Origin of the sequence: Rhodohalobacter sp. SW132, from assembly GCF_003390325.1 — a bacterium.
Classification (GTDB): Bacteria; Bacteroidota; Rhodothermia; order Balneolales; family Balneolaceae; genus SW132.
The window spans coordinates 1074366-1097176 of sequence record NZ_QUOK01000001.1; the positions used below are offsets into that span (position 1 = coordinate 1074366).

Annotated in this window: 19 protein-coding genes and 1 tRNA gene; 9 read left to right on the forward strand and 11 right to left on the reverse strand. The window is 46.7% G+C overall.

The genetic code is table 11. From position 1 onward, the window contains the following. The first annotated feature begins 80 nt into the window (after nucleotides 1–80). From porQ to DYD21_RS04635, 6 genes are all read left to right on the forward strand, one after another. Nucleotides 81–1076: a type IX secretion system protein PorQ gene (gene porQ / locus DYD21_RS04610; RefSeq protein ID WP_116033231.1), complete on the forward strand. Its 996-nt coding sequence runs from the start codon at nucleotides 81–83 to the stop codon at nucleotides 1074–1076. A 69-nt stretch (nucleotides 1077–1145) separates the two neighbouring features. Beyond that, nucleotides 1146–2339 carry a chorismate synthase gene (gene aroC, locus DYD21_RS04615; RefSeq protein ID WP_116033236.1) on the forward strand — a complete coding sequence of 398 codons (1194 nt, stop codon included), beginning with the start codon at nucleotides 1146–1148 and terminating at the stop codon, nucleotides 2337–2339. After that, nucleotides 2326–2679, forward strand: coding sequence for a tetratricopeptide repeat protein (locus tag DYD21_RS04620; RefSeq protein ID WP_116033240.1), 354 nt, complete (start codon nucleotides 2326–2328; stop codon nucleotides 2677–2679). The genes aroC and DYD21_RS04620 overlap by 14 nt, the downstream gene beginning before the upstream one ends. 3 nt (nucleotides 2680–2682) lie before the next feature. Then, entirely contained in the window at nucleotides 2683–3861 is a 1179-nt protein-coding gene (locus tag DYD21_RS04625) for a LysM peptidoglycan-binding domain-containing protein (protein ID WP_116033244.1), read from the forward strand. A 15-nt stretch (nucleotides 3862–3876) separates the two neighbouring features. Continuing rightward, nucleotides 3877–4602: a CPBP family intramembrane glutamic endopeptidase gene (locus DYD21_RS04630; protein ID WP_116033248.1), complete on the forward strand. Its 726-nt coding sequence runs from the start codon at nucleotides 3877–3879 to the stop codon at nucleotides 4600–4602. A gap of 179 nt (nucleotides 4603–4781) precedes the next feature. Further along, on the forward strand, nucleotides 4782–5357 hold the full coding sequence (locus DYD21_RS04635; RefSeq protein WP_116033251.1) for a sigma-70 family RNA polymerase sigma factor: 576 nt from the start codon (nucleotides 4782–4784) through the stop codon (nucleotides 5355–5357). Between the two features lie 34 nt (nucleotides 5358–5391). Here DYD21_RS04635 and DYD21_RS04640 read toward each other — a convergent pair whose 3' ends face one another. From DYD21_RS04640 to DYD21_RS04660, 5 genes are all read right to left on the reverse strand, one after another. Continuing rightward, a complete protein-coding gene (locus tag DYD21_RS04640; RefSeq protein WP_233505472.1) occupies nucleotides 5392–6663 on the reverse strand; it encodes a HAMP domain-containing sensor histidine kinase in 1272 nt (423 codons plus the stop codon). 189 nt (nucleotides 6664–6852) lie between these two features. Continuing rightward, nucleotides 6853–8103, reverse strand: a complete 1251-nt coding sequence (gene clpX, locus DYD21_RS04645; RefSeq protein WP_116033255.1) for an ATP-dependent Clp protease ATP-binding subunit ClpX — start codon at nucleotides 8101–8103, stop codon at nucleotides 6853–6855. Nucleotides 8104–8123: 20 nt separating this feature from the next. Continuing rightward, a complete protein-coding gene (clpP, locus tag DYD21_RS04650) occupies nucleotides 8124–8744 on the reverse strand; it encodes an ATP-dependent Clp endopeptidase proteolytic subunit ClpP (protein WP_116033259.1) in 621 nt (206 codons plus the stop codon). 52 nt (nucleotides 8745–8796) lie between these two features. After that, on the reverse strand, nucleotides 8797–10098 hold the full coding sequence (gene tig, locus DYD21_RS04655) for a trigger factor (RefSeq protein ID WP_116033263.1): 1302 nt from the start codon (nucleotides 10096–10098) through the stop codon (nucleotides 8797–8799). A 57-nt stretch (nucleotides 10099–10155) separates the two neighbouring features. After that, a tRNA-Leu gene (locus DYD21_RS04660) sits at nucleotides 10156–10239 on the reverse strand. A gap of 161 nt (nucleotides 10240–10400) precedes the next feature. Here DYD21_RS04660 and cutA point away from each other — a divergent pair. Then, nucleotides 10401–10733: a divalent-cation tolerance protein CutA gene (gene cutA / locus DYD21_RS04665; RefSeq protein ID WP_233505473.1), complete on the forward strand. Its 333-nt coding sequence runs from the start codon at nucleotides 10401–10403 to the stop codon at nucleotides 10731–10733. A 14-nt stretch (nucleotides 10734–10747) separates the two neighbouring features. Then, nucleotides 10748–11482, forward strand: a complete 735-nt coding sequence (locus DYD21_RS04670) for an enoyl-CoA hydratase/isomerase family protein (protein WP_116033268.1) — start codon at nucleotides 10748–10750, stop codon at nucleotides 11480–11482. Between the two features lie 53 nt (nucleotides 11483–11535). On the opposite strand, the gene argS is transcribed toward DYD21_RS04670, so the two are convergent. Next, nucleotides 11536–13176 (reverse strand): arginine--tRNA ligase, encoded by a 1641-nt coding sequence (gene argS, locus DYD21_RS04675; RefSeq protein ID WP_233505474.1) that lies wholly within the window; start codon nucleotides 13174–13176, stop codon nucleotides 11536–11538. A gap of 226 nt (nucleotides 13177–13402) precedes the next feature. Between argS and DYD21_RS04680 the strand changes: the two genes are divergently transcribed. Further along, the gene (locus DYD21_RS04680; RefSeq protein WP_116033272.1) at nucleotides 13403–15913 is read left to right on the forward strand and encodes an alpha-amylase family glycosyl hydrolase; all 2511 of its coding nucleotides are present in this window, start codon (nucleotides 13403–13405) and stop codon (nucleotides 15911–15913) included. 215 nt (nucleotides 15914–16128) lie between these two features. On the opposite strand, the gene mutS is transcribed toward DYD21_RS04680, so the two are convergent. From mutS to DYD21_RS04705, 5 genes are all read right to left on the reverse strand, one after another. Then, nucleotides 16129–18816, reverse strand: coding sequence for a DNA mismatch repair protein MutS (mutS, locus tag DYD21_RS04685; RefSeq protein ID WP_116033275.1), 2688 nt, complete (start codon nucleotides 18814–18816; stop codon nucleotides 16129–16131). A 275-nt stretch (nucleotides 18817–19091) separates the two neighbouring features. Next, nucleotides 19092–19655, reverse strand: a complete 564-nt coding sequence (locus tag DYD21_RS04690; RefSeq protein WP_147303494.1) for a hypothetical protein — start codon at nucleotides 19653–19655, stop codon at nucleotides 19092–19094. 153 nt (nucleotides 19656–19808) lie between these two features. Then, complete coding sequence (locus DYD21_RS04695) at nucleotides 19809–20531, reverse strand: hypothetical protein (protein ID WP_116033282.1); 723 nt, start codon at nucleotides 20529–20531, stop codon at nucleotides 19809–19811. 86 nt (nucleotides 20532–20617) lie between these two features. Further along, nucleotides 20618–21607: a hypothetical protein gene (locus tag DYD21_RS04700; protein ID WP_158551412.1), complete on the reverse strand. Its 990-nt coding sequence runs from the start codon at nucleotides 21605–21607 to the stop codon at nucleotides 20618–20620. Between the two features lie 131 nt (nucleotides 21608–21738). Further along, nucleotides 21739–22470: a hypothetical protein gene (locus DYD21_RS04705; RefSeq protein WP_116033291.1), complete on the reverse strand. Its 732-nt coding sequence runs from the start codon at nucleotides 22468–22470 to the stop codon at nucleotides 21739–21741. Between the last annotated feature and the right edge of the window lie 341 nt (nucleotides 22471–22811).

The following is a 22811-nucleotide window of genomic DNA, read 5'->3' on the forward strand; positions in this document are numbered from 1 at the left end:
CGATATGCCCGTTTATTCTTTCCGGTGGTTTGATTTTAGTTATATTACGAAACATTTTTTCCAATTGTGGTTCTATTTCCGTGACGATTTTCAGGCTTATTTTACCTCTTACCTTTTTTCTGCTTTTCTCTTCTGCAGCAACAGCTCAGCAGACCGGTGATAGTGTGTTCCGGTTTCTTGAACTTAGTGGTGATGCGCGTTCAGCTGCTCTCGGAGGGGCTCACGCTGCATTTATTGAGCCGCAATCCTCGCAATTTATATCTAACCCGGCAAATCTAAGCCGTTCCAAAACTGATGAACTTCACCTTTCGTACCTGAACCATCTCGGCGATATAAGTTTTGGAACAGCAAGTTACGCGTTTTCGATCCCCGGCTACGGTACGGCTTCCGCTTCTATACGCTTTTTGAATTATGGAAACATGACCGGTTACGATCAGTTTGGCAATGAAACCGGTTCAGCTGCGGCAAACGATCTTGCATTAACTGCCGGTTTTTCTGATCAGCTGTCGGAGTCGTTAAGCTACGGGGTTTCCGTCACCGGAATTTACTCTTCCTTAGCCGGATATCAATCCTCCGCGGTTTCCCTTTCCGGAGGCCTGCTCTACAACTTTGCAGACAGGGAAACTTCTATTGGCCTTTATTTGAATAATGCCGGTACCCAGCTGTCTACCTATAACGGAATATCTGAACCTTTACCACTGAACATTGCAGCTGGTGTGGTTCATCGGTTTGAATATCTTCCCGTGCGTCTACACTTAACGCTCCAGAGACTCAATAACTGGAATCTTGATAATCCCAATGATGTAGAGGACCCATCATTTTTTCAAAACCTGTCACGCCATGTGCTGGGCGGTGCAGAGTTTTTATTCGGGGAACGGATCACCGGGAGAATTGGCTATGACTACTGGCTTCACGGGCAAACCCAAACCGGAAAACGGATTGATGGTGCCGGGCTGAGTTTCGGTGTGGGAATTCATCTTAACAGAATGGATATTGATTTTTCACGAACCAGTTTCAGTGATATGGGCAGTGTTGTACAGCTTGGAATCGGGCTACCAATTCGCCAGTTTCTATGATCTATTTTCGATTTATTCCCACCTTTACTCTTTATATCTTAATTGCTCTAACTCAACCAAACGCAGATTATGTTTCGATATTTTACATCCGGTGAATCACACGGCCCATCTTTGACCGGTATTGTTGAAGGAGCGCCAGCCGGGCTTGAAATTACAGAAGATGAAATTGAACAACACCTGGTACGCCGTCAGAAAGGATATGGGAGGGGCGGACGCATGGCGTTTGAAAAAGATCGCGCCACATTTCAATCCGGTGTTCGTTTTGGCAAAACTACCGGCGCCCCGATTGCACTCACCATGCCCAATCGCGCCTATGAAAAGGATAAAAGCAACTGGCCTGTAGTAATGGCCAAAGAGGGTCCGCGGGGTGATGTTGAAAAAATCACACTACCGAGACCGGGACACGCTGACCTTGTGGGTACACAAAAGTATAATTTTGATGATATCCGGCCGGTGATTGAACGATCGAGCGCACGGGAGACAGCCATGCGGGTAGCATGCTGTTCGGTGGCAAGAAAATTTCTTCGCGAACTCGGAATCCGGATTGGCGGGCATGTGATCCGAATCGGAAGTGTAGGCTACAACTCCTGGGAAGATGTGCGCAAAATTGCGGATCCCTATCTCGATAAAGATGCTGAGGAGATTTATCATGCAGCAGATGAATCTGATGTCCGTTGCCTGGATGCCGACCTGAGTGCAAAAATGCGTGAAGAGATCAAACTTCGCAGAAAAGAGGGTACATCACTTGGCGGAATTTATGAAATCCTGGTGACAGGTCTGCCCGCCGGACTGGGCAGCTATGTGCACTGGGACCGGAAGATTGACGGACAGATTGCCCAGGCGATTGTGAGTACCCAGGCGATGAAAGGGGTTGAAATCGGGCTTGGTTTTGAGGCGGGGCACAGGCAGGGTCACGATGTGCACGACGAAATTTACTATGACAACCGCTTCAAGCGGAGAACCAATCGCGCCGGAGGAGTGGAAGGTGGAATGACCACCGGAATGCCGATGATTGTGCGTGGCGTGATGAAACCGATTCCCACGATGATCAAACCACTGAAGACGGCCGATCTGGAGACTAAAAAAGTGGAAGACACCCGTTATGAACGCTCGGATGTTTGTGCGCTTCCAAGAGCTGTTGTTGTGGCCGAAAGCGTCATAGCACCGGTTCTTGCGAATGCAATTCTCGAGCGGTTTGGCGGCGACTCAATGGATATTATCCGTAAGCGATTCAGTGAAGAGACCGGGTATGACCTCAAATAGCAGTAAAAGTAAAAATAACAATCGAATTAAACATCTGGCTACAGCTGTACAGCAGAACCCCGATGATACATTCTCAAAATTTGCACTTGCACTGGAACTCTTAAAGGAGAACCGCGTTGAAAAAGCGCAACTTCTTTTTGAGGCGGTTTTAAAGCAAGATCCTGAGTACCTGGGCGTTTACTACCATCTCGGCAAACTTTACCAGTCACGCGGATTGTATGATGAAGCTCTGCAACTATTTCGTGACGGAACAGAGCTTGCCGCCAAAAAAAATGATCTCAGAACAAAATCTGAACTTCACGAAGCAATTTTGCAGCTTCAATTTGAAATGGACGATTAACCCATGCTACATCGAATTTTACTGATACTCTCTGCAGCGATCATCGCTCTCACACTTTCGCTATACGCCGATACTGTATACGCCCAGGAAGCCGGACAAACCCATACCGTTCAAAGCGGGGAAACGTTATTCAGTATCTCGCGCGAATATGATGTAGCCGTTGGAGACTTAAGGCGCTGGAACGACCTTGATTCCGACAATTTGAGCCCCGGGCAGGAACTTCTTGTTGGTCCGCCTACCGATCAGGATGCCATTACTCACACGGTTCAATCCGGCGAAACACTGTTTGGTATCTCACGGCAGTATGGAGTGACGATTGCTGAGATTCAAACCTGGAATAATTTAGAAGCCGTACAGGTTAGTACGGGGCAGGAACTCACCATTTATCAGGCTGAACCGGCTGATGAACGAACGGAAACTCTGCCCGACCCGTCAGAGATCGATCAGGCAGATGAGGAAGATCAGGCGCGAGAGTCCATTGTCAGAGACAGAAGTGAGGAGCGCGGCACTGCTTATTACACTGTTCGCAGCGGTGATACGCTTACCCAAATTGCACGCGAACACAACATGACTGTGGCTCAGCTGCGAAACCTAAACAATCTTCAGTCTGATGTAATTAATGTTGGTCAGCGGATTACAGTCCGGGATGTTCAAACGGCACCATCTATTGCAGAAGGAGCTGAAGAGTCCACACCACAGGGTAAATTTGTTAATTACCACATTGAATCGGGTGAATCTTTAAAAGACATTAAAGAAAAATTTCGGATGAGTGAAGATGAACTGAGTGCTCTGAATCCGGACCTGAACATAAGTTCCCTCTCTTCAGGCCAGAGCATTACCGTTTTGCTGCCGCCATCGCGGTCGTTTGAAAATCCATATCGGAAAGGAGCTTCACTCGACAACCTTGGGGAAGTACCCGTAACCGTCTACAATGACTCTGACAAAGCCGGACCCACTACCAGCGGAGAATTGTATAACCCTGATCATCTGACCGCAGGCCATGCGAATATGCCTCTCGGAAATGTGGTGTATATCGAAAACCCGGATAACAATCGTGGCGTATATGTTCGGATAAACGACCGGACCTCTGGCAGCGGGATCAAACTATCGCATAAAGCATTTAGCATGCTTGGATTTTCCTCTATTCAACAGGCGAACGTTGTTGTCTATCTCGATCAGTAGTAAAGAAATATCGAATTGAAAAATTACGCTGCGCAAACCTACTTCAGGCAAACATCAGGGATTTACTACAGCTATATTTTAGCACTCCCGCTATTTTTGCTGTATGAACTGTTGATCAGGCTATCACAAGCGGGGCAGGAACAGATGGTTCGCATCTCTGTGGATATCTGGTTCCAAACATTTTTCGCTTACTTTGGCATCAACGGACTGACAGCAACTTTTGGCCTTGCTGCTGTAATCGGAGCCATAATCATTTTCAGAAAACGCGGATCACTCCCCTCTCTTAAAAGGCGCTATTTCTTCTGGTTAATTGTTGAAAGTTTTCTGTATGCCGTATTCATCGCACTGTTAATTTCACAATTTTTAGAGGCTCTTCTCAACATGAACCTGCAGGGGAATCTGCAGCAGCTATCAAAACTTCAGTTGTATGCACTCTCACTGGGTGCCGGGCTCTATGAAGAATTATTCTTCAGGGTGATTCTTGTTTCGGGCCTTTTCTACATTTTTCAACTTTTTTTTAAGACCAAAAAAAGCTCATATATACTCTCCGCAATCATTGCGGCCGTTATATTTAGCGGAGTGCACTACGTAGGTGATTTTGCCGATACCTTCACTCTTAGCAGCTTCTTATTCCGCTTTTTGTTTGGCTTAGCCTTAAATGTTATTTATGTTATGAGAGGTTTTGGCTGTGCCGCCTGGACCCATGCTCTCTATGATCTTATCGTGGTTTACAATCTTTAACTATCTGGGAACAAAAAAGTTACTGTTCATTAAAACCTACTCATCGTATTGAAACAATCAATTTGATCCGTTGAAGCCTGGTTTCTACATTACTGAATGATTTAGGAGTTATCACGGTTAGACTATCGGTAATTTCCTTTATGTATTTAATTTTTCACTCTTGTTCTGGGTAACACGGGATGGCAGAACTGACAAAAAAAGAACAACGCAAACAGGCTGATTTTAATGAGGAAATCATTCCTCACCTTGATGCTTTGTACAATTTTGGTTTGCGATTGACTTCAGATCCGAATGATGCTGAAGATCTGGTTCAGGATACCATTGTTAAGGCCTTTCGGTTTTTTAGCAGTTACGAGAAAGGAACCAATGCTAAAGCGTGGCTTTTCCGGATTTTGAAAAATTCATATATCAATAACTACCGGCGCAAATCAAAGAGGCCCCAGCAAGTTGATTACGATGAAGTGGCCACCTTTTACGAAACCATCCGGGCTGAACGAACCGACACTTCCGACCTGGAAGATACAATGTACCGGGAGCTGATTGATGACGATATCACCAAAGCACTCGATCAAATACCGGAAGATTTCAGAACTGTAGTTCTTCTGTGTGATGTTGAAGATTTCACGTACGAAGAGATTGCAAACATGCTTGATGTACCCATTGGAACCATCCGGTCAAGATTACACCGGGGTCGAAATCTGCTGAAAGCGCAGCTGCTGGAATATGCCGAAAATCGCGGGTATATCGAAGATTGAACGATAAAGAAGTCTGATCGACTTTCAATCTTTGTCAGAGCGGAAGAGTGATTCGAATGGTTGTCCCCTGATTCACTTCCGATTTCAGTACAAAAATCTTTCCGCCGTGATATTCCTCGATGATGCGTTTCGTAAGGCTTAGCCCCAACCCCCATCCTCTCTTTTTAGTACTGTAACCCGGCCTGAATATTTGATTGATGTACTTTCTGTCGATTCCCATGCCTGAATCTTCCACATCAATGATTAGTCTATCCCCATTTTCAAAAACGTTGACCGATATAAAGGCGTCACTGCTCGACTCTTTAATTGCATCCATCGAATTTTTGATGAGGTTTTCAATCGCCCATTGAAACAATTCGGGATTTAAGCGTAGTTTTGCAGTCGTTTTTATAGATTTCTTTACTTCAACATTTTTTCCAAGCTGAGGCAGCCGCCTGACCATATAATCAATCACCTGGTCCACTATAGGTTCCACCCGTATATTTTTCAGTTCCGGTTCCGACCCGATTTTGTTGAAGCGTTCTGCAATTCCTTTAATCCGCCCAATATCTTTCTCAATCTCATAAACAATCGTGAGCGTTTCATTATCCTCCTTGTTATTCTCCTTGAGCAGCTGAACCCATCCGTACATACTCGACAGCGGCGTACCGAGCTGATGGGCTGCCTCTTTTGCCATGCCCACCCATAAATTCGATTTTTCTGAACGATTGATGCTTCTGTATGTCAAATATCCAATCCCGATCAAAAGAGCAAGAAATCCAAACTGCAAAAATGGAAAATAACGAAGATACTGCACCGTCTGGCTCTCCCCGAAGTACACAAAATTCACCATCCCCTGGTCCCCTTCACCGCTGGATATTACAATGGGATCATTTATTTCAGCAAACTGTTCAACCATGCGGGGATCGATTTCACCATCAATAAATCGCTGCTGAACCACTGTGCCTGACTCATCTGTGACAATAGTCGGGATCGTGAATGGGGTATCTACAACGAGCTCATCCGAAACAAACTGCAGGGTGGGCTGGGTGGATTCAACCTCTTCAATCATGCGAACCACGCTGTCGGGCACCGCATCTATCTCTCTCAACACGCTGATGGATTGCAGCAGGTTATTTGTGAGACGGTCGTGAACCGGATCGAGATTAAAGGCAAGTGATTTTGCCCACAACTCCACGCTGGACCGTTCGTGCTCAAGGAGTTCCTCAACAAGCATCCGGTTATAAAAAAAAGAGGCTGCCGCAAGGAGAATGAGCAGGGCAACCAGTACAATTTTAATCCAGTTTAAAGGCAATAAATTCTGCATAGCCGTGTACGGTCGTTTTGGTCGGAATGAATGATGGATTAATATCAGCAAACAATCAGGAGTTTGCGAATAAAATATCAGTTGCTAACGTGAGTGGGTGGCGGGATCGTGCGGAATAAAGTATCAACAAAAAAACCCGGGCTTTATCGGCTCGGGTTTTTTTAATTCTTTCGTAAGATTGATATGCCGTTAAGCAGATGCTTTCTGCTTTTCGTACACCGGCGGTGCTTTCTTTTCGATGGTTTCTTTTGTAATGATGCATCGCTTCACATTCTTCATTGAAGGGATGGTAAACATGATATCGAGCATTGCATCCTCCAGTATGGAGCGAAGGCCCCTGGCGCCGGTTTTGCGTTCCCGTGCACGATCAACGACCGCTTTAAGAGCATCCTCTTCAAATTCCAGCTCTACATCTTCCATCTGGAACAGTTTTTTATACTGTTTGGTGATGGCATTTCTCGGTTTGAGGAGAATATCGATCATCGCTTCATCAGAAAGCTGCTCGAGGCCGCAGATAATTGGAATACGGCCGATCAGTTCGGGGATCAGGCCAAACTTTTGCAGATCTTCCGGCTCTACGCGTGTAAAGATGTCGGGATCATTCTTGTCGAACTTTACCTGGTCTTGTGATTGAAAGCCCATCGATGAAACAGAAAGGCGTTGTGCGATCACTTCCTCAAGTCCGCTGAATGCACCGCCGCAAATAAACAAAATTTCAGATGTATCAAGCTGAATGAAACTCTGCTCCGGATGCTTCCGGCCGCCTTTGGGGGGAATATTTGCAGTCGTTCCTTCCAGAATTTTCAACAGCGCCTGCTGGACGCCTTCTCCCGAAACATCGCGTGTGATGGAGGGATTGTCGCTTTTACGCGAAACTTTATCAATCTCATCAATATAAATAATTCCGCGCCTTGCGCGATCCACATCGTAATCGGCCGACTGCAGCAGGTTGCTGAGTATGCTTTCCACATCTTCCCCAACGTAACCTGCTTCGGTAAGAACGGTAGCATCGGCAATAGTGAAGGGCACATCAATCACTTCTGCAAGAGTTCGGGCGAGAAGGGTTTTCCCAACGCCGGTTGGGCCCATCAGGGCAATATTGCTCTTTTCAATTTTGGTGTCGTCACCGGAAATAGATTTTGAGCCTGAGATTCGTTTATAATGATTGTAAACCGCCACAGAGAGAGCTTTTTTAGCACCCTCCTGGCCAATCACATATTCATCCAGTTTTGCTTTAATCTCAATAGGCTTAAGCATCGGTTTGTACTGACGCTCTCTGCGCCGGGAGAGAGAGGATAGATCGCTCTCGATTATACTGGATGCATCTTCAACACAGTGGTTGCAGATAAATACTTCCGGACCCGCAACCATGGAGTCTACTTCCCGGCTTGAACGCCCGCAAAAGGAGCAGTGTACCAATTCGCCGTCTTTCTTTGCCATGATGCCTTTACCTTTAATTTTTATTTCTCATTTGATGAATTACGTCGCATAACAGTATCTACCAGCCCGTAATCCACGGCTTCCTGGGCAGACATCCATTTGTTACGATCGGAATCTTCTGTGACTTTTTCTGGGCTTTGCCCGGAATGATCGGCGATGATTCCGGTTAGTTCTTTCTTGATGCGTAAAATTTCTGCCGCTTCAATCTCAATATCACTCGCCTGACCCTGAACTCCGCCCAGCGGCTGGTGAATCATCACACGTGCGTGAGGCAGTACATTTCGTTTGCCTTTTGCACCAGCCGTTAAAAGCACAGCCCCCATGGATGCGGCCATTCCCACACACGTGGTGGATACATCACACCGCAGATATTGCATGGTGTCGTAGATGGCGAGCCCGGCTGATACCACTCCGCCCGGACTGTTAATGTAAAGATTGATGTCTTTTTCGGGATCCTGCGACTCAAGGAACAGCAGCTGAGCTACAATTGTACTCGCTACCGTATCATTCACAGGAGTACCGAGAATAACAATACGATCTTTTAGCAGACGGGAATAGATATCGTATGCGCGTTCACCGCGGCTTGTGGTTTCCACCACCATCGGTACAAGATTGTTCTGAACCTGGGCGATATCACCCATCGTTGGGATTTCTAAAATTGGTTGTTTCACAGTCTTTGACCTTTTTAATTGATTACGATTCTTTTTCTTCTGACTCTTCTTCTCTCTTCTTACGAAATTCGTCTTTTGAGAGTTCATTTATAGTAACAGCATCGTTCAATTTATCAAAAACTTTGTTTTCGCGTATGCTGTTTCTCAGATTTTCGAGCTGACCTGGATTCTGCGCGTAATAGCCTTTCATCTGGTCAACCGGTACACCATGGCGCGCCGATTCCATTCCGATAAACTCTTCAATATCTTCAGGGCCGATTTCGATGTCATCGAACTTCTCCTGCAGTTTTTCGCTGATAAAGACCCATTTTCCTTCACGGGCCGCCTGGTCTTTCAGATTCTCCTTATACTCCTCTTCGTTGAAGTTGGGAGGGAGCTGACCGCCGGTTTGTTGCTTGGCGTACTCAACGTATGAGTTTTGAATCTGGTTTACCATCACTTCGGGCACTTCAAAATCGTGCGCTTTTGTGAGCGCCTCCATGGCATCCTGACGGAACATGTCGTCCGCTGATTGATCGTAATATTGCTGCATACGGCTTTTCAGAAAGCTCTTGAACTCGTCGACGTTTTTCGCTTCGCCGTTGCTTTGTTCTTTCGCCAGTTCATCCGTGAGAGTGGCTTTCTCCATCTTTTCCACTTTTTTCACATGAAGCTGGAATTTGTCAGTTTTATCCTCATCGCCAAAAGAGACATCCACCACATCGCCTTTTTTCTTTCCGACAAGGTTTTCACGAAAATCGGCGGTACTGTCGTCGCGAAGATCAAGTTTCTGATCTTCATCTTTCTCGCCTTCAACCGGGTTGCCATCATCATCAAGAGTAACGGCGTCAACAGTAACGCGGTACTCTTCGGTGATTTCACCTTCTTCAACTTCTACCCAGTTACCTTCGCGTTCAAGTGTTCGTTCAAGCTCCTCTTCAACTTCTTCGTCGGTTACATCATGCACCATCTTGTCCACCGTGATGGATTCGATTTCAGCAAGTTCAAAGTCCGGTTTCGCACCAACTTTGAAGGTAACTTCGAGCTTGTCGTCTTCCCAGGAGAGATCTTTCATCTGGGTTTCGCCAACCGGTTGGTATTCAGGAACGATATCGTTCTCATACACTTCCTGAACGTATGTGTTGATCTCTTCCATTTCGATCTCCTTGCCAAACCGCTTCTTGATCAGGCCGACCGGAACATTGCCCGGACGAAATCCCGGCATCTGGATCTCTTTTTTGTACTTTTTGTACGCTTTGTTAAACTTGGGCTCCAGATCACTGCGATCTGCTTTAATGGTGATCTCTTTATCTACGGAGGTGATGTCCTGAACCGATAGTTCCACTTGTGTTTAATTTAGGTTGGTAAATTTTCGATGAGACTGGATAATAAAACGTAAACGTACGAGAGGGGGGACTCGAACCCCCACACCGGTAAAGGTACTAGATCCTAAATCTAGCGCGTCTACCAATTCCGCCACTCTCGCATTCAGTAAAATAATTCATTTTGAATCAGAGCCTATCAAGTTAACGCTATTTCCGATTTAGTTCAACAACTGCAGGCACTTTAATTAAATGTCATGGTTGTTGAACTTTTACGCGACTTCATTATTATATCACACAACGCTGAAACAAAATTCTATTTGATATGGATGAACTCAGAATGCTATATGTTACAACAGGAAACAGAGACGAAGCCCGGCGAATCGGCAAGGTTCTGGTGGAAGAAAAGCTCTGTGCATGCGTAAATATCCTCGATCCCATGGAGTCACTTTACTGGTGGAATGGTGAAGTTCAAAATGAAACAGAGACGGTTCTGATTGTGAAAACCACGCAAAAAATGGTTTCTGAGGTAACGAAAAGAATCAAAAAACTTCATAGCTATGAAGTTCCGTGCGTGATCTCTCTTCCGTTATCGTCTGAAGAAGGGAACCCGGAGTATATTAGCTGGATCCGGAAATCTGTTCTCAGCCAGAATTGAAACTTTCTTAGTCTATGGCACTGAATATAGAACGAAACAAATACGTCATCAAAGCCAGCGTAAACCGGCCCGATGCGCTGAACGCCGTGAATTTTGAGCTGATGGACCGGCTTGAGCAGCTGCTGGATGAGCTGGAGAATAACAGGGAGGTCAGACTTTTCATCCTCACCGGTACGGGCAGCAGTTTTATATCCGGCGGAGATCTTCGCGAGTTTCATCAGCTAAAAAAAGCAGATGAAGCGAAACGAATGACAAGCCGGGTAATCAATATTCTCAAACGGATCGAGCAGCTTCCGTTCTGGACTCTTGCCGCAATTAACGGATATGCGTACGGCGGGGGCTGGGAGATTGCCTCTTATTTTGATTTCAGAGTGGTGAGCCGTGATGCTAAAATCGGTTTCACCCAGGGAAAGTTCTACCTGCCGCCGGGATGGGGCGGTGTTTCGGTGCTTTCGAAACTTGTGCCTAAAAGCCGGGCGCTATACTGGCTGGCATCACAAAAAGTAATTACCGCAGAAGAAGCTGTGGAGTCTGGATTCGCCGATGAACTTTTTGAGAGTGAATCGTTTGATGAATCCCTCGAAAAACTGTCTTCAAAACTGACCCTCAATGACAGAACCTTCATCGAGTACCTGAAGCGGAGTCCCGAAATGAAAGACGCATCAGAAGAGATTGAGCCGTTCAGCCGATTCTGGGAGAGCGAAGAACATCAAAAACGGGTCGATGCATTTCTAAAGCGAAAATCATAAAATCTTAAATCTTTCATCTACCATCTCTTATCAAATATCTATCACCTATAACATCACATTCTGTCCGGAGCGGTAATTCCGAGGATTGTCAGTCCGTTAGCCAGCACCTGAGCGGTGGCTTTTGCCAGTTCTGCCCGGGCTTTCATCAGGGCTGGTTCTTCGCCAATAATGCGGCAGTCGTGGTAAAATGATGTGAAATCAGAAGCGAGTTCGTTCAGGTACGTAATCACACGGTGCGGCTCTTTATGATTTGCTGCGATGGTAACCGCTTCGGGAAACGCCAGCATTTTTTTGATGAGCGTAATCTCCGTTTCGTGATCCAGCAGTGAAAGATCCAGCCCTGCCTTGTTCTCATCGAGCTCCTCAATTTTTCGCAAAATGGATTGAATCCGGGCGTGTGCGTACTGAAGGTAGAAAACCGGGTTTTTATCCCCCGCCTCTTTCGCCCTTGCGATATCAAATTCCAGGTGGGTGTTTGGCGATCGCATCAAAAAGAAAAAGCGGGTTACATCTTCACCAACCTCATCCATCAGCTCATCCAGAGTGACAAAATTGGCCTTTCGCGTACTCATTTTGAACGGCTTGCCGTCATGGACAAGCGTAACGAACTGGTAAACCAGTACATCTACTTTCTCCGGATCATAACCTAAAACGCTGATGCCGTTCATCACATCGGGGTACGTGTCGATATGATCGGCTCCAAACACATCTATGCAGAGGTCGTAGTTTCGGTCGAGTTTATCAGCGTGATAGGCGATATCGGGCAGGCGGTAGGTCGGTTCGCCGGTACTTTTAATCAGAACAGTATCTTTATCTTTCCCGAATTCGGTGGTTTTAAACCAGACGGCGCCATCATCATCATACGCCATCTTTTTTTCTCGAAATGTGTCGATCACCTTATCGATCGCCCCGTTTTCGTAAAGTGTACGCTCGTTAAAAAACGAATCCATTTTGATGTTCATCCGCTCGAGTGTAGCCTGAATCTGGTCAAAAATGACTGATTCAGCCTCTTCTTTAAACACAGTTTCATCTTCATTTCCGGCCAGGCTGTCGCCATGTTTTTCCTGAAGAGTACCCGCAATTTCACGGATGTATTCACCTTCGTACCCTCCTTCGGGAAGTTCAGCATCACGGCCGATCGCCTGCAGGTATCGAGCCTTCACGCTAAGGCCGAGTTTGCGCATCTGCCGGCCGGCATTGTTGAAATAATATTCTCGATCCACATCAGCGCCGGTCCACTCAAACAGGCGCGCAACCGTATCTCCCAGGACAGCATTTCTTCCGTGACCAACCGTTAGCGGACCTGTAGGGTTCGCGCTCACAAACTCAACCAGCACCCGTTTTCCCGCGCGTTCATCCGATCTGCCGAATGATTTTCCGGCATCCATCAGCTCCTGCAGCGAATCGGTTAGATACTGCTCCGCGTACCGGAAATTGATAAATCCGGGTCCGGCCACTTCGGCTGACGCCACTTTAGCAGGGTCCAGTGTGATCCGTTCAACAATCTGTTCCGCAATCTTTCGCGGATTTGTACGAAGAGGTTTGGCAAGCTGCATCGCCACATTGGCTGCCACATCGCCATGGGAGGGATCGCGAGGGGTTTCCAGGTGGATTTCGGGAATCTGTCCCGCCTCGATATCAAATGTTTCGAGTGCTGCGCGGATCTGTTGTTTTAAATAGGATTCAATCTGCATAAATGGATCATCTGTCGCTTTTTAATGAGAGTGGCAAAGATACGGCTTTTGCCAGCGGAATCGCTACCTGATTTGGAATCTTTACACTTCTCTCAGCTGTGATGGATAGACGACAAATGCTTCATCACGAATGGCTTCCTTTTCAGGGTTTACAGGTTTTGTGACGATTTTATCGAAATTCGACTATTTTGAAGTCTATAAACCCGAAACCGAATGACGTCACAACATGAAAAGATCTCTACCTTTTTTCCTGTTACTTTTATATCTGACTATTTTTTCTTCACATCTGCACGCCCAGGAGGTCACTCTCCAGTTTCAGGTAAATATGAGCTACCAGATTGAAGCTGGTAATTTCGACTCTCAATCGGAATTTGTGGATGTGGCGGGTACGTTTAATAACTGGGGAGGTGACTTAATTCAGCTCCAGGACGAAAACCAAGATTCGGTCTACTCGGTAACGGTTGATGGGTTTACAGTCGGTGAAACGATTGAGTACAAGTTTCGGATCAATGGCCAGTGGGACGGCCGAGAGGAGTTTCCCGGAACCGGCAATAACCGCAGCTACACGGTTGAGCCCGGGGAGAACGTCATCTCCGTCTGGTACAATAATGAAGTGGATCCCGATGGACCACCGGCTGCCGATTTTTTCACCCCGTCACGAGACGTGTTCACCAACACCGTTGTTCAGTTCGATAACCGCTCTACCGGCAATATTACGTCCTGGAAATGGACCTTTGAGGGTGGTGTGCCAGCAACATCAGGTCAGGAAAATCCGGTCGTCAGATACTCCACAACCGGAAGTTTTGATGTGCAGCTTGTCGCATCCAATGAAAGCGAGAGCGATACGCTTCTGGTTGAAGATTACATCACCGTTTTAGAACGCGAGACCGGCGACACCCACTGGTGGAACAAAACGGTGTTTTACGAGATTTTTGTCCGCAGTTTTTACGACTCCAGCGGTGATGGGATTGGCGATTTTAAGGGACTCACTCAAAAGCTGGACTACCTGAACGACGGTGATCCCAGTACAGACAGCGATCTTGGTATTACAGGTATCTGGCTGATGCCGATTAACGAATCGCCCACCTACCACGGGTATGATGTGATCGACTACCGTTCCATCAATCCGGATTACGGCACGATGGAGGACTTCAAAGAATTCCTGGATGCAGCTCACGAACGTGGCATTAAGGTGATCATCGATTATGTGATGAACCACACCTCTACCGAACACCTGTGGTTTCAGAAATCTGCGGCAGGTGATCCCCACTACCGCGACTTCTACCGCTGGAGTGATACAAATCCCGGCTACAGTGGACCGTGGGGACAGCAGGTGTGGCACAACAGTCACGATGGCCAGCATTTTGATGAGTACTACTATGGGCTGTTCTGGAGCGGTATGCCCGATCTGAACTATGACAATCCCGCGGTGAAAGATTCGATGTTTGCCATTTCAGATTTCTGGATCAATGAGATTGGCGTTGACGGTTTTCGGCAGGATGCGGTGATCTACATCCACGAGGATGGAGAGATCCTCAAAAACACCCCTGAGACGCTTCAGTTCTGGCAGGATTTTAACGCCAACCTGAAGGCGGCCAATCCTGAGGCGTTTGCTGTGGGTGAAGCGTGGGAGCCGACCGACATCGCCCTGCAGTATGTAACCGACGACCGGCTCGATTACGTATTTGAGTTCGACCTGGCGCAGGCCATTCTGAACGGCGTAAACAACGAAAATGCGGAGCCGATACTCTCGCACATGCAGGTAGTGTATGATGAATATCCCTTTTTGCAGTTCGGCACCTTCCTGACCAATCACGACCAGGACCGTGTGATGAACGTGCTTGGTCAGGATATTGACAAAGCAAAGGTAGCGGCTTCGCTCTACCTCACGCTGCCGGGCATTCCCTATCTCTACTATGGCGAGGAAGTGGGCATGCTGGGTCAAAAGCCTGATGAAGATATCCGCCTGCCGATGCAGTGGAGCAGCGAGCCAAATGCGGGCTTTACTGAAGGGTCGCCCTGGCGGTCGCCCAATTCCAACTTTGCGGAGTATAATGTTGAGGTTATGGAGGATGATGAGAATTCGCTGCTGAATCACTACAAGGAGTTGATCCGTTTCAGGAGCAACCATCCTCAAATGCAGACCGGCGAGTATGAGGCGGCAGTAACATCCCGAAACGATGTGATCGCTTTTTTCCGGTATGATGAGAACCTGGATGACACCAAACTGATCGTCATTAACCTGGGCGATAGTGAGATTACCGATTTGTCCCTTGATCACTCCAACAGTATGCTGGTTGAGAGTGATGCAATCTACAGCTACGATAATCTTCTAACGGGCAATCGCAATTCCGGAAACGCGGGCCCTTCCGAGGCCGGGTACACCTCTCAAATTCTAAACATCGAACCACGCTCTACAAATATTTACAGTCCGGTTGTTTTTTCGTTGTCGACAGAAGAACCCGAGCAGGTAAGAGACTTTGAACTCCATCAAAACTACCCCAACCCGTTTAATCCGGCTACGACGATCTCATTTTACCTGCCGCAATCCGAAGAGGTCACGCTAACCGTATTTGATATCACGGGGCGCCGTGTAGCAACATTGGTTGATCAGCCGATGAATGCCGGAATCCACAATCAAACCTTCGATGCATCCGCACTTTCCAGCGGTATCTATTTTTACAGGCTCGAAGCGGGTTCGTTCAGCGATGTTCAAAAGATGACGTTGATTAAGTAGGGGTCAAGCATTTCGAGACCTTCCAGAGTGCGAATGTTAATGAGCTCCTGGAAGAGTCTCGTTTATAAGTAACATAGTGTACTAAAAGAAAATAACACAGGGCGTTATTGGTGCAGCGGAGCTCTTGAACAAGATGCATAGTGTGCCTGCCACCAATCCGCAACTCTTCCAGGAACCTCACTTCGTTCGGCACTCTTGAAGGTTGCTGTGTTCCTCTACTTCTTCGCCAGCCGCTTTAGTTCGCTCAGCAGCAACAGTGCTTCAATCGGGGTCATCCGTTCGGGGTCGCTGGCATCGAGTTTGTTGAGCAGGGTTTCCACGTTGGGATCCATCTGTGAGCCGAATAGGGTCATTTGGGGCGGCAGGCTCTCCTGTTTTTCCAGTTTTTGCGTTGCATTCTGAGCCGCTTTCTTCTTGGTTGCGGTCTGTTTTACCGCACCGTTTTCTTTTCCGTTTCCGCTTTGGCTCACATCCAGCGTATGGCTTTCCAGGTTGGATAAAATCTCTTTTGCGCGTTCAATGACTACCGACGGCAGACCGGCCATATTCGCGACCTGGATTCCGTAGCTGTGATCGGCCCCGCCGCGGACCAGCTTGCGCAGGAAAATCACTTTACCATCATGCTCTTTCACCTGCACGCTGTAGTTTTTGATCCGTTCGTACCGGCTTTCCAATTCGTTTAATTCGTGGTAGTGAGTCGCAAAGAGTGTTTTTGCGGCCACCTCCGGCTTGTTGTGCAGATATTCGGAAAGAGACCACGCGATACTCAGTCCGTCGAACGTGCTTGTTCCGCGTCCCACTTCATCCAGCAATATTAATGATTTTGGCGTAGCATTGTTCAGGATGTTAGCCGCTTCGTTCATCTCTACCAGGAACGTACTTTCACCGGCTGCAAGATTATCGGAAGCTCCCACGCGTGTGAAAATTTTATCCACCAGCCCGATGGTGGCTTCCTCGGCAGGAACAAAACAGCCCACCTGGGCCATCAGTACCAAAAGCCCGGTCTGACGCAAAATGATACTCTTACCCGCCATATTCGGGCCGGTGATGATCAGGATCTGGTGCTCGCTGTTGTCGAGGTAGATATCGTTGGGAATAAAAGGATCGCCGGCATCCAGGGTTTTCTCTACCACGGGATGGCGTCCCTTTTTCACATCAACCACATCCTCCGTGTTGATCTCCGGACGCGTATAGTTGTTTCGGTACGCCACTTCGGCAAAACTCTGCACGCAATCCAGCTCAGCCATCGCTGCGGCAATCTGCTGCACATCATCAGCATATTCCGCCACGTACAGACGCAGCTCTTCAAACAGTTCTCCCTCCAGTGTTTTGCTGCGATCTTCAGCAGAAAGGACCTTCTCCTCCACCTCCTTCAGTTCTGGCGTGATATACCGCTCGGAGTTAACCAGCGTCTGCTTTCGGATGAAATGCTCCGGTACTTTATCTTTGTGCGTGTTGGTCACTTCTATATAGTAGCCGAAAACCTTGTTGTAGCCGATCTTGAGCGACGGAATGCCCGCTTCCTTCGAAAGTTTGTCTTTAATCCGGGCGATATACTCTTTGCCATTTCGCGCGATATCGCGCAGCTCATCCAGATTTTCGTTGAAGCCATCGTTGAAAATTCCGCCATCGCGGATGGAGGCCGGCGGATCTTCTTTGATCGCCTTATCAATCCGTTCCTGAACTTCCACCAGCATTTTCAGCCGACCGTTGATCTCATCCAGGAGTTCATTATCGGTATCGGCAAGCTGCATTTTGACTCGCGGGATCTGTCCCAGTGAAAGCTGCAGCTGCTTCAGGTCGCGCGCGTTGGTCCGCCCCACACTGATCCGGCTGATCAGGCGCTCCAAATCTCCAACCTGGTCCAGCTCTTCGCGCAGTTTTTCACGCCGGGTGTGATCCGACACCAGCAGATCCACCGCTTCCAGTCTTTTGCGAATCGGTTCCACCTGTTTGAGCGGACGCATAATCCATTTTCTCAGCAGCCGGCCTCCCATAGCTGTGCAGGTATCGTCAAGAATCGAGACCAATGTTCCCTCCGTGCCGCCCTCCTGCATACTGGAGGTGAGCTCCAGGTTCCGCTTGGTGGATCCATCCAGCGACATGTAATCTGCGTTTTCGTAGGCGTAGAGGCGTTTCAGGTGGCCGAGCGACGATTTCTGAGTTTCCTGCATATAGTGCAGCAGTGCGCCGGCTGCAGGCTGGGCGATCTCCAGTTCCTCCACACCAAATCCTTTCAGGGAGTGGGTTTGAAAATGGTCCGTCAGAAGGTTGTAGCCGTAATCGCCCTCGTACACCCAATCTTCGATAAACGTAGTATTATATCCCTGGAGATCCTCATCCAGGCTGTTTTTCAGTTTCTTTCGGATCAGCAGTTCGGCGGGCTGAAGGGATTGAAGCAGGCTGTCGAGCTGGCCGCGGGAGACCTGGCTAAGGCCAAACTCCCCGGTAGAGATATCCGAAAAGGCCACTCCCGCTGTTCCGCCTGCAAAATAGATCGAGGCGATGTAGTTGTTCCGTTTGTGGTCGAGCAGCTTTTCGGAGAGCGTCACTCCCGGAGTTGTGATTTCTGTCACCTCCCGGTTCACAATTTTTCGGCCCGCATCTTTTGCCTCTTCCGGATTTTCGGTCTGCTCACAGATCGCCACGCGGTAGCCGCGCTTCACCAGCTTCGGCAGGTAGGTATCGAGCGCATGGTAGGGGAATCCGGCTAAAGGTGTCTGATCGCCGCCATTATTTCGCTTTGTGAGCGTGATGCCAAGCTCCTTGCTGATCAGCACGGCGTCATCGGAAAAGGTTTCGTAAAAATCACCCACGCGAAACAAAAGAATGGTTCCGGGGTGCTTCTCTTTTACCTCAAAATATTGCCGCATCAGCGGCGTCTGTTTCTTCTTTTTGGCCATAAATTACTGCGGGTTTGCTGCTGCGGATCGGTCGTTAGGCTAACCCTCAAAGGTATTGAAAATTTTGTACTGATGTGAATGATTTGGGTGTGGCAGACGAAAAGAAGAGAGGACAATACTGCCATGATAAACAGATCGGGTGAGCGTGATGATTTCAAGAAACCGGGAATTGAGAAGTATAGAGTTTACCCATCACTCACGGCTGAGTCATCAGGTATCCAAAAACAGAGTTATTAGATTTAACACGCAACCTGCTAAAGGAAATAGCAGTTTACTCAGTAGTTTTCGATGATTACGGTTCCGCCTCCGTTTCCGTTCTGCTCAATGATGATCGGTACGCCGCCTCCGTTTCCGCTTTCAAAAACCTCCATAGAGAGGCCGTTTCCGTTCTGAAAAAACTGCTGATTGTGAGCTGTCCCTATAATATCGAGACGCAGCCGGTTTTCATCCCCAACCTGTTCACTTGATAGTGCATTGAATCCGCCCTCCAGGTTCAGAATAAACTGGTTGCTGTTACCTGATTGCAGGACATCAGCGGAATTTTCATGCCCGAGAATATTCAGCCTTGCCATATTGCCAATGCCGGTCTGCAGCAGAAAAGAGCTGTTGCCGCTGCCAAACTGGTTTATGATTCCTACATTTGCATTGACGTCAAATTCATCAAACGAATCGAAATCCATGGAGAAGGTGGTTGCAAAATCGCTTGTAAACTGCTGAACCGCTTCATTATGCTCCACATTCGCCTGCTGGATAAAAGCTTCGCCGGGGTTTTGGGAGACTTGGGCGGAAACAGCCCCTCCAAATAATACCATTATTAAACTCGAAAGAAAATATTTCATACATCATTGATCTGAATTGATTGATATATCGTAATTATAATCTTTTAATTATTATTAAAGAAAATTCCGACACCATATTTCTGTTTATTATGATGTCGGAAACATGTAATTATTAATCACACTAAATTTTAAAGTCAGTTCTATTGTTTACATTTAATTTTGAACAACAGTAGAAGTATTACGATTACCTGTTTGAGTAACTGCACTGTTGTTATCTGCTGAACTCTGTGTTTGGGATGACCAGTTATCCAGGCCTGTTTGGGAAAGTTCTGCGGTATTGTCTGAACCAAACTGCAGTTGCTCCCCCCAGTTATCATCACCAGTTTGGTAGATATCTGCAGAATTTCCTCCTGCTGTAACTTCCTGGTTTGCCCAGTTTTCGTTACCGTTTTGTTGGATCATTACAGTTCCGCCACTATAACTAAAAGTTTGTGATTGAAAAGCCTGATTATCGTTACCGTATTGATCAATATCAGCTCTCACACTTGAACCGGTACTTTGTGTTTGAGTAGCTATGTTGTTATTTCCTAATTGATCGATAAATGCTCTGTTCGTGTTATGAGCACTCCAAATATTTTGGTTTTGAGTTGCACTATTTTCATCACCTTCCTGATCAATTTCACCAATATTGGTTCGGTTACCTGAACCGCCTTGAGATTGCTCTATGATTGCCTCGTTTTGATTTCCAATTTGAAGAATATTAGCAATATCATCATCACCTGTTTGGTCGATGATAGCGTCATTGCCTTCACCTAATTGCTCAATATCAGCGATGTTATCGTCTCCTATTTGATCAATTGTAGCATCATTATTCTGGCCAATCGCCATTCCTGCCGTATATAGCAGTATAACGAGTAGTGTTGTTAGCTTTTTCATGGTTGTATCATTTAATTTGAGTTGTTTTGAAGACCCAATTCCCACACATTACGTATAATGTGCGGTGTCGGGTGCAGTGTACATGTTTAGTTTTGGGTAATCGTTGCGTTGTTATAATTACCGGATTGAGTTGACTCAGCAATATTTGATTCAGAGTACTGAAAGATCTGAGCAGTACTATTGGATGAAATTGCCCCATCCCCTTCACCTTGACGTAAATTTGCCAGGTTATAATCGCCATGTTGTTCAATTAGAGCGGTGTTACTAAAAGCTTCACCGCCATTTGCACCCTGAAAGATACGAGCAGCGCCAGAGTCCTGGGTGCCATCACCGGACCCATTCTGTAAAACGGCAGCTGTATTGTATGCGGCAATTCCAGCACCTGAACCAACACCGGTCCCCCCTAAGTCGGCACCTTGGTAAATACTACCAGCCCAATTATTATTGCCCGTCTGAGTTACAGTGGCTGTATTATTCTCTGAAGCGGACCCGCCACCAAATCCCTGAAATATGGAGCTGAAGTTTTCGCTGCCATTTTGTGTAAGTGAGGCCTCATCTCCGTAACTGATAGCATTTTGAGCTTGTCGAATATTGCCATCGTTGTTGTTGCCAATCTGTACGACGTTCGCTTTCAGGTCTGTGGCATTTCCACCTCCAAAAATACCCTGGAAAACGGTAACATAATTATCATTACCATCCTGATTTACAGTAGCATTTGAATTAATGGCCGTACCCCCATCGGTTCCCTGATAGATGTCAACGCCCTGAATTGGGCCGCCTGCAGGCATTCGGTTATCACCGGATTGCACTACAGTGGCAGTATTTCCAGAAGCAGTTCCAGCACCACCACCAAAGAAACTTGACGTTCCCTGAAAGATAAAGGCATCGTTGTCACCCACTTGGGTTACATTGGCAGTATTATCTCCAGCTTGATCAAGATAGGCGACGTTGCCCTCGTTCACAGTACTTCCCGATTGATTCACTATTGCGCTTGCTCCATCCGCCTGAGAGATTGATGCTTCGTTGTCAGGACCTATCTGCTCGATGATCGCTTCATTGTTCTGTGCAATAGCCATGCCTACTGTAAATAACAGTATCACGAATAGTGTTGTAAATTTTTTTAGAGTTATCATCTTAATTTTTTGAATTGAACTATGCTAAAAATTTAAATACCCGGCATAATGAGTATGCCGGGCTTTTTAGATTACTAATTACTTTGAGTTACAATCGCTTCATTCTCATTACCGGATTGGGTAATTTCAGAAAAGGATCCGTTTCCAGTAGTTAAAATCGAAGCTTCATTCCAGTCACCTGTTTGGAAAATGTTGGCAGTATTGCCCCCTGAGCCTAAGACAGACTGACCATCATCTATGAACGCTTCGTTATAATTTCCGTCTTGTTCAATCAAAGCAGTCAGTCCCCCGCCGTAATTATCTACAGTTGCAAGGTTTTCATCACCCCACTGAAAAACAAGAGCACTTGATGCTGAAGTAAGGTTTTGATAAATATGCGCTTCATTATCATTGCCCTCTTGATAAATATCAGCGTCATCAGCCCTGCCTCCACCTAATGATTGAACCGTAGCTAAATTATCATTTCCAATCTGCGTGATGTCAGAATACTTAACATTAGCTTGCTCCTGCTCGATTGAGGCCTCGTTATCATTGCCTGTTTGATTTATTGAAGCTGTTGTACTTTCGAATCCACCAGAAACGTCAGTTTGCTGAATTGTTGCTTCATTGATATCACCCAATTGATCAATAGTAGCAATTCCACCAGCTCCAGTTTGATCTACTGACGACTCATTAGCCTCACCAACTTGGCTTATCGTTGCTTCATGGTCATCACCATCTTGGTCAACAGTTGCGGTATTACTTTGTGCGAATGCCATTCCTGCCGTAAAGAACAGCATGACGAGTAGTGTAGTTAACTTTTTCATCGTTGTATCCTGTGTTTTGTTTATGGTTTATTAAATAGCCTCGATCATTGTTGAGAATTGAATTGAGGCCGTCTCACATTGTTCTGCGAGATCATTTACAGGAGAGAAAAGCGCAGGTAGATTACTAACCCTCTATTGATTATTTTGGGGATTAGCAAGGCAGCGTTGTGGATTATGGTTGGTCGCCTCCTTACGTTTTACGTAAGGCTCCGCAGCGTTGCTTTGCGCTTTTATACTCCGGTTGTAATATTCAATCAGTTTCTGCCGGTTTGTATCTCCATTTTTCTTAAGATTTCAGTTGTACCCCGAAAGCCATCCGGGTTTTCTTGTGATAAACATTC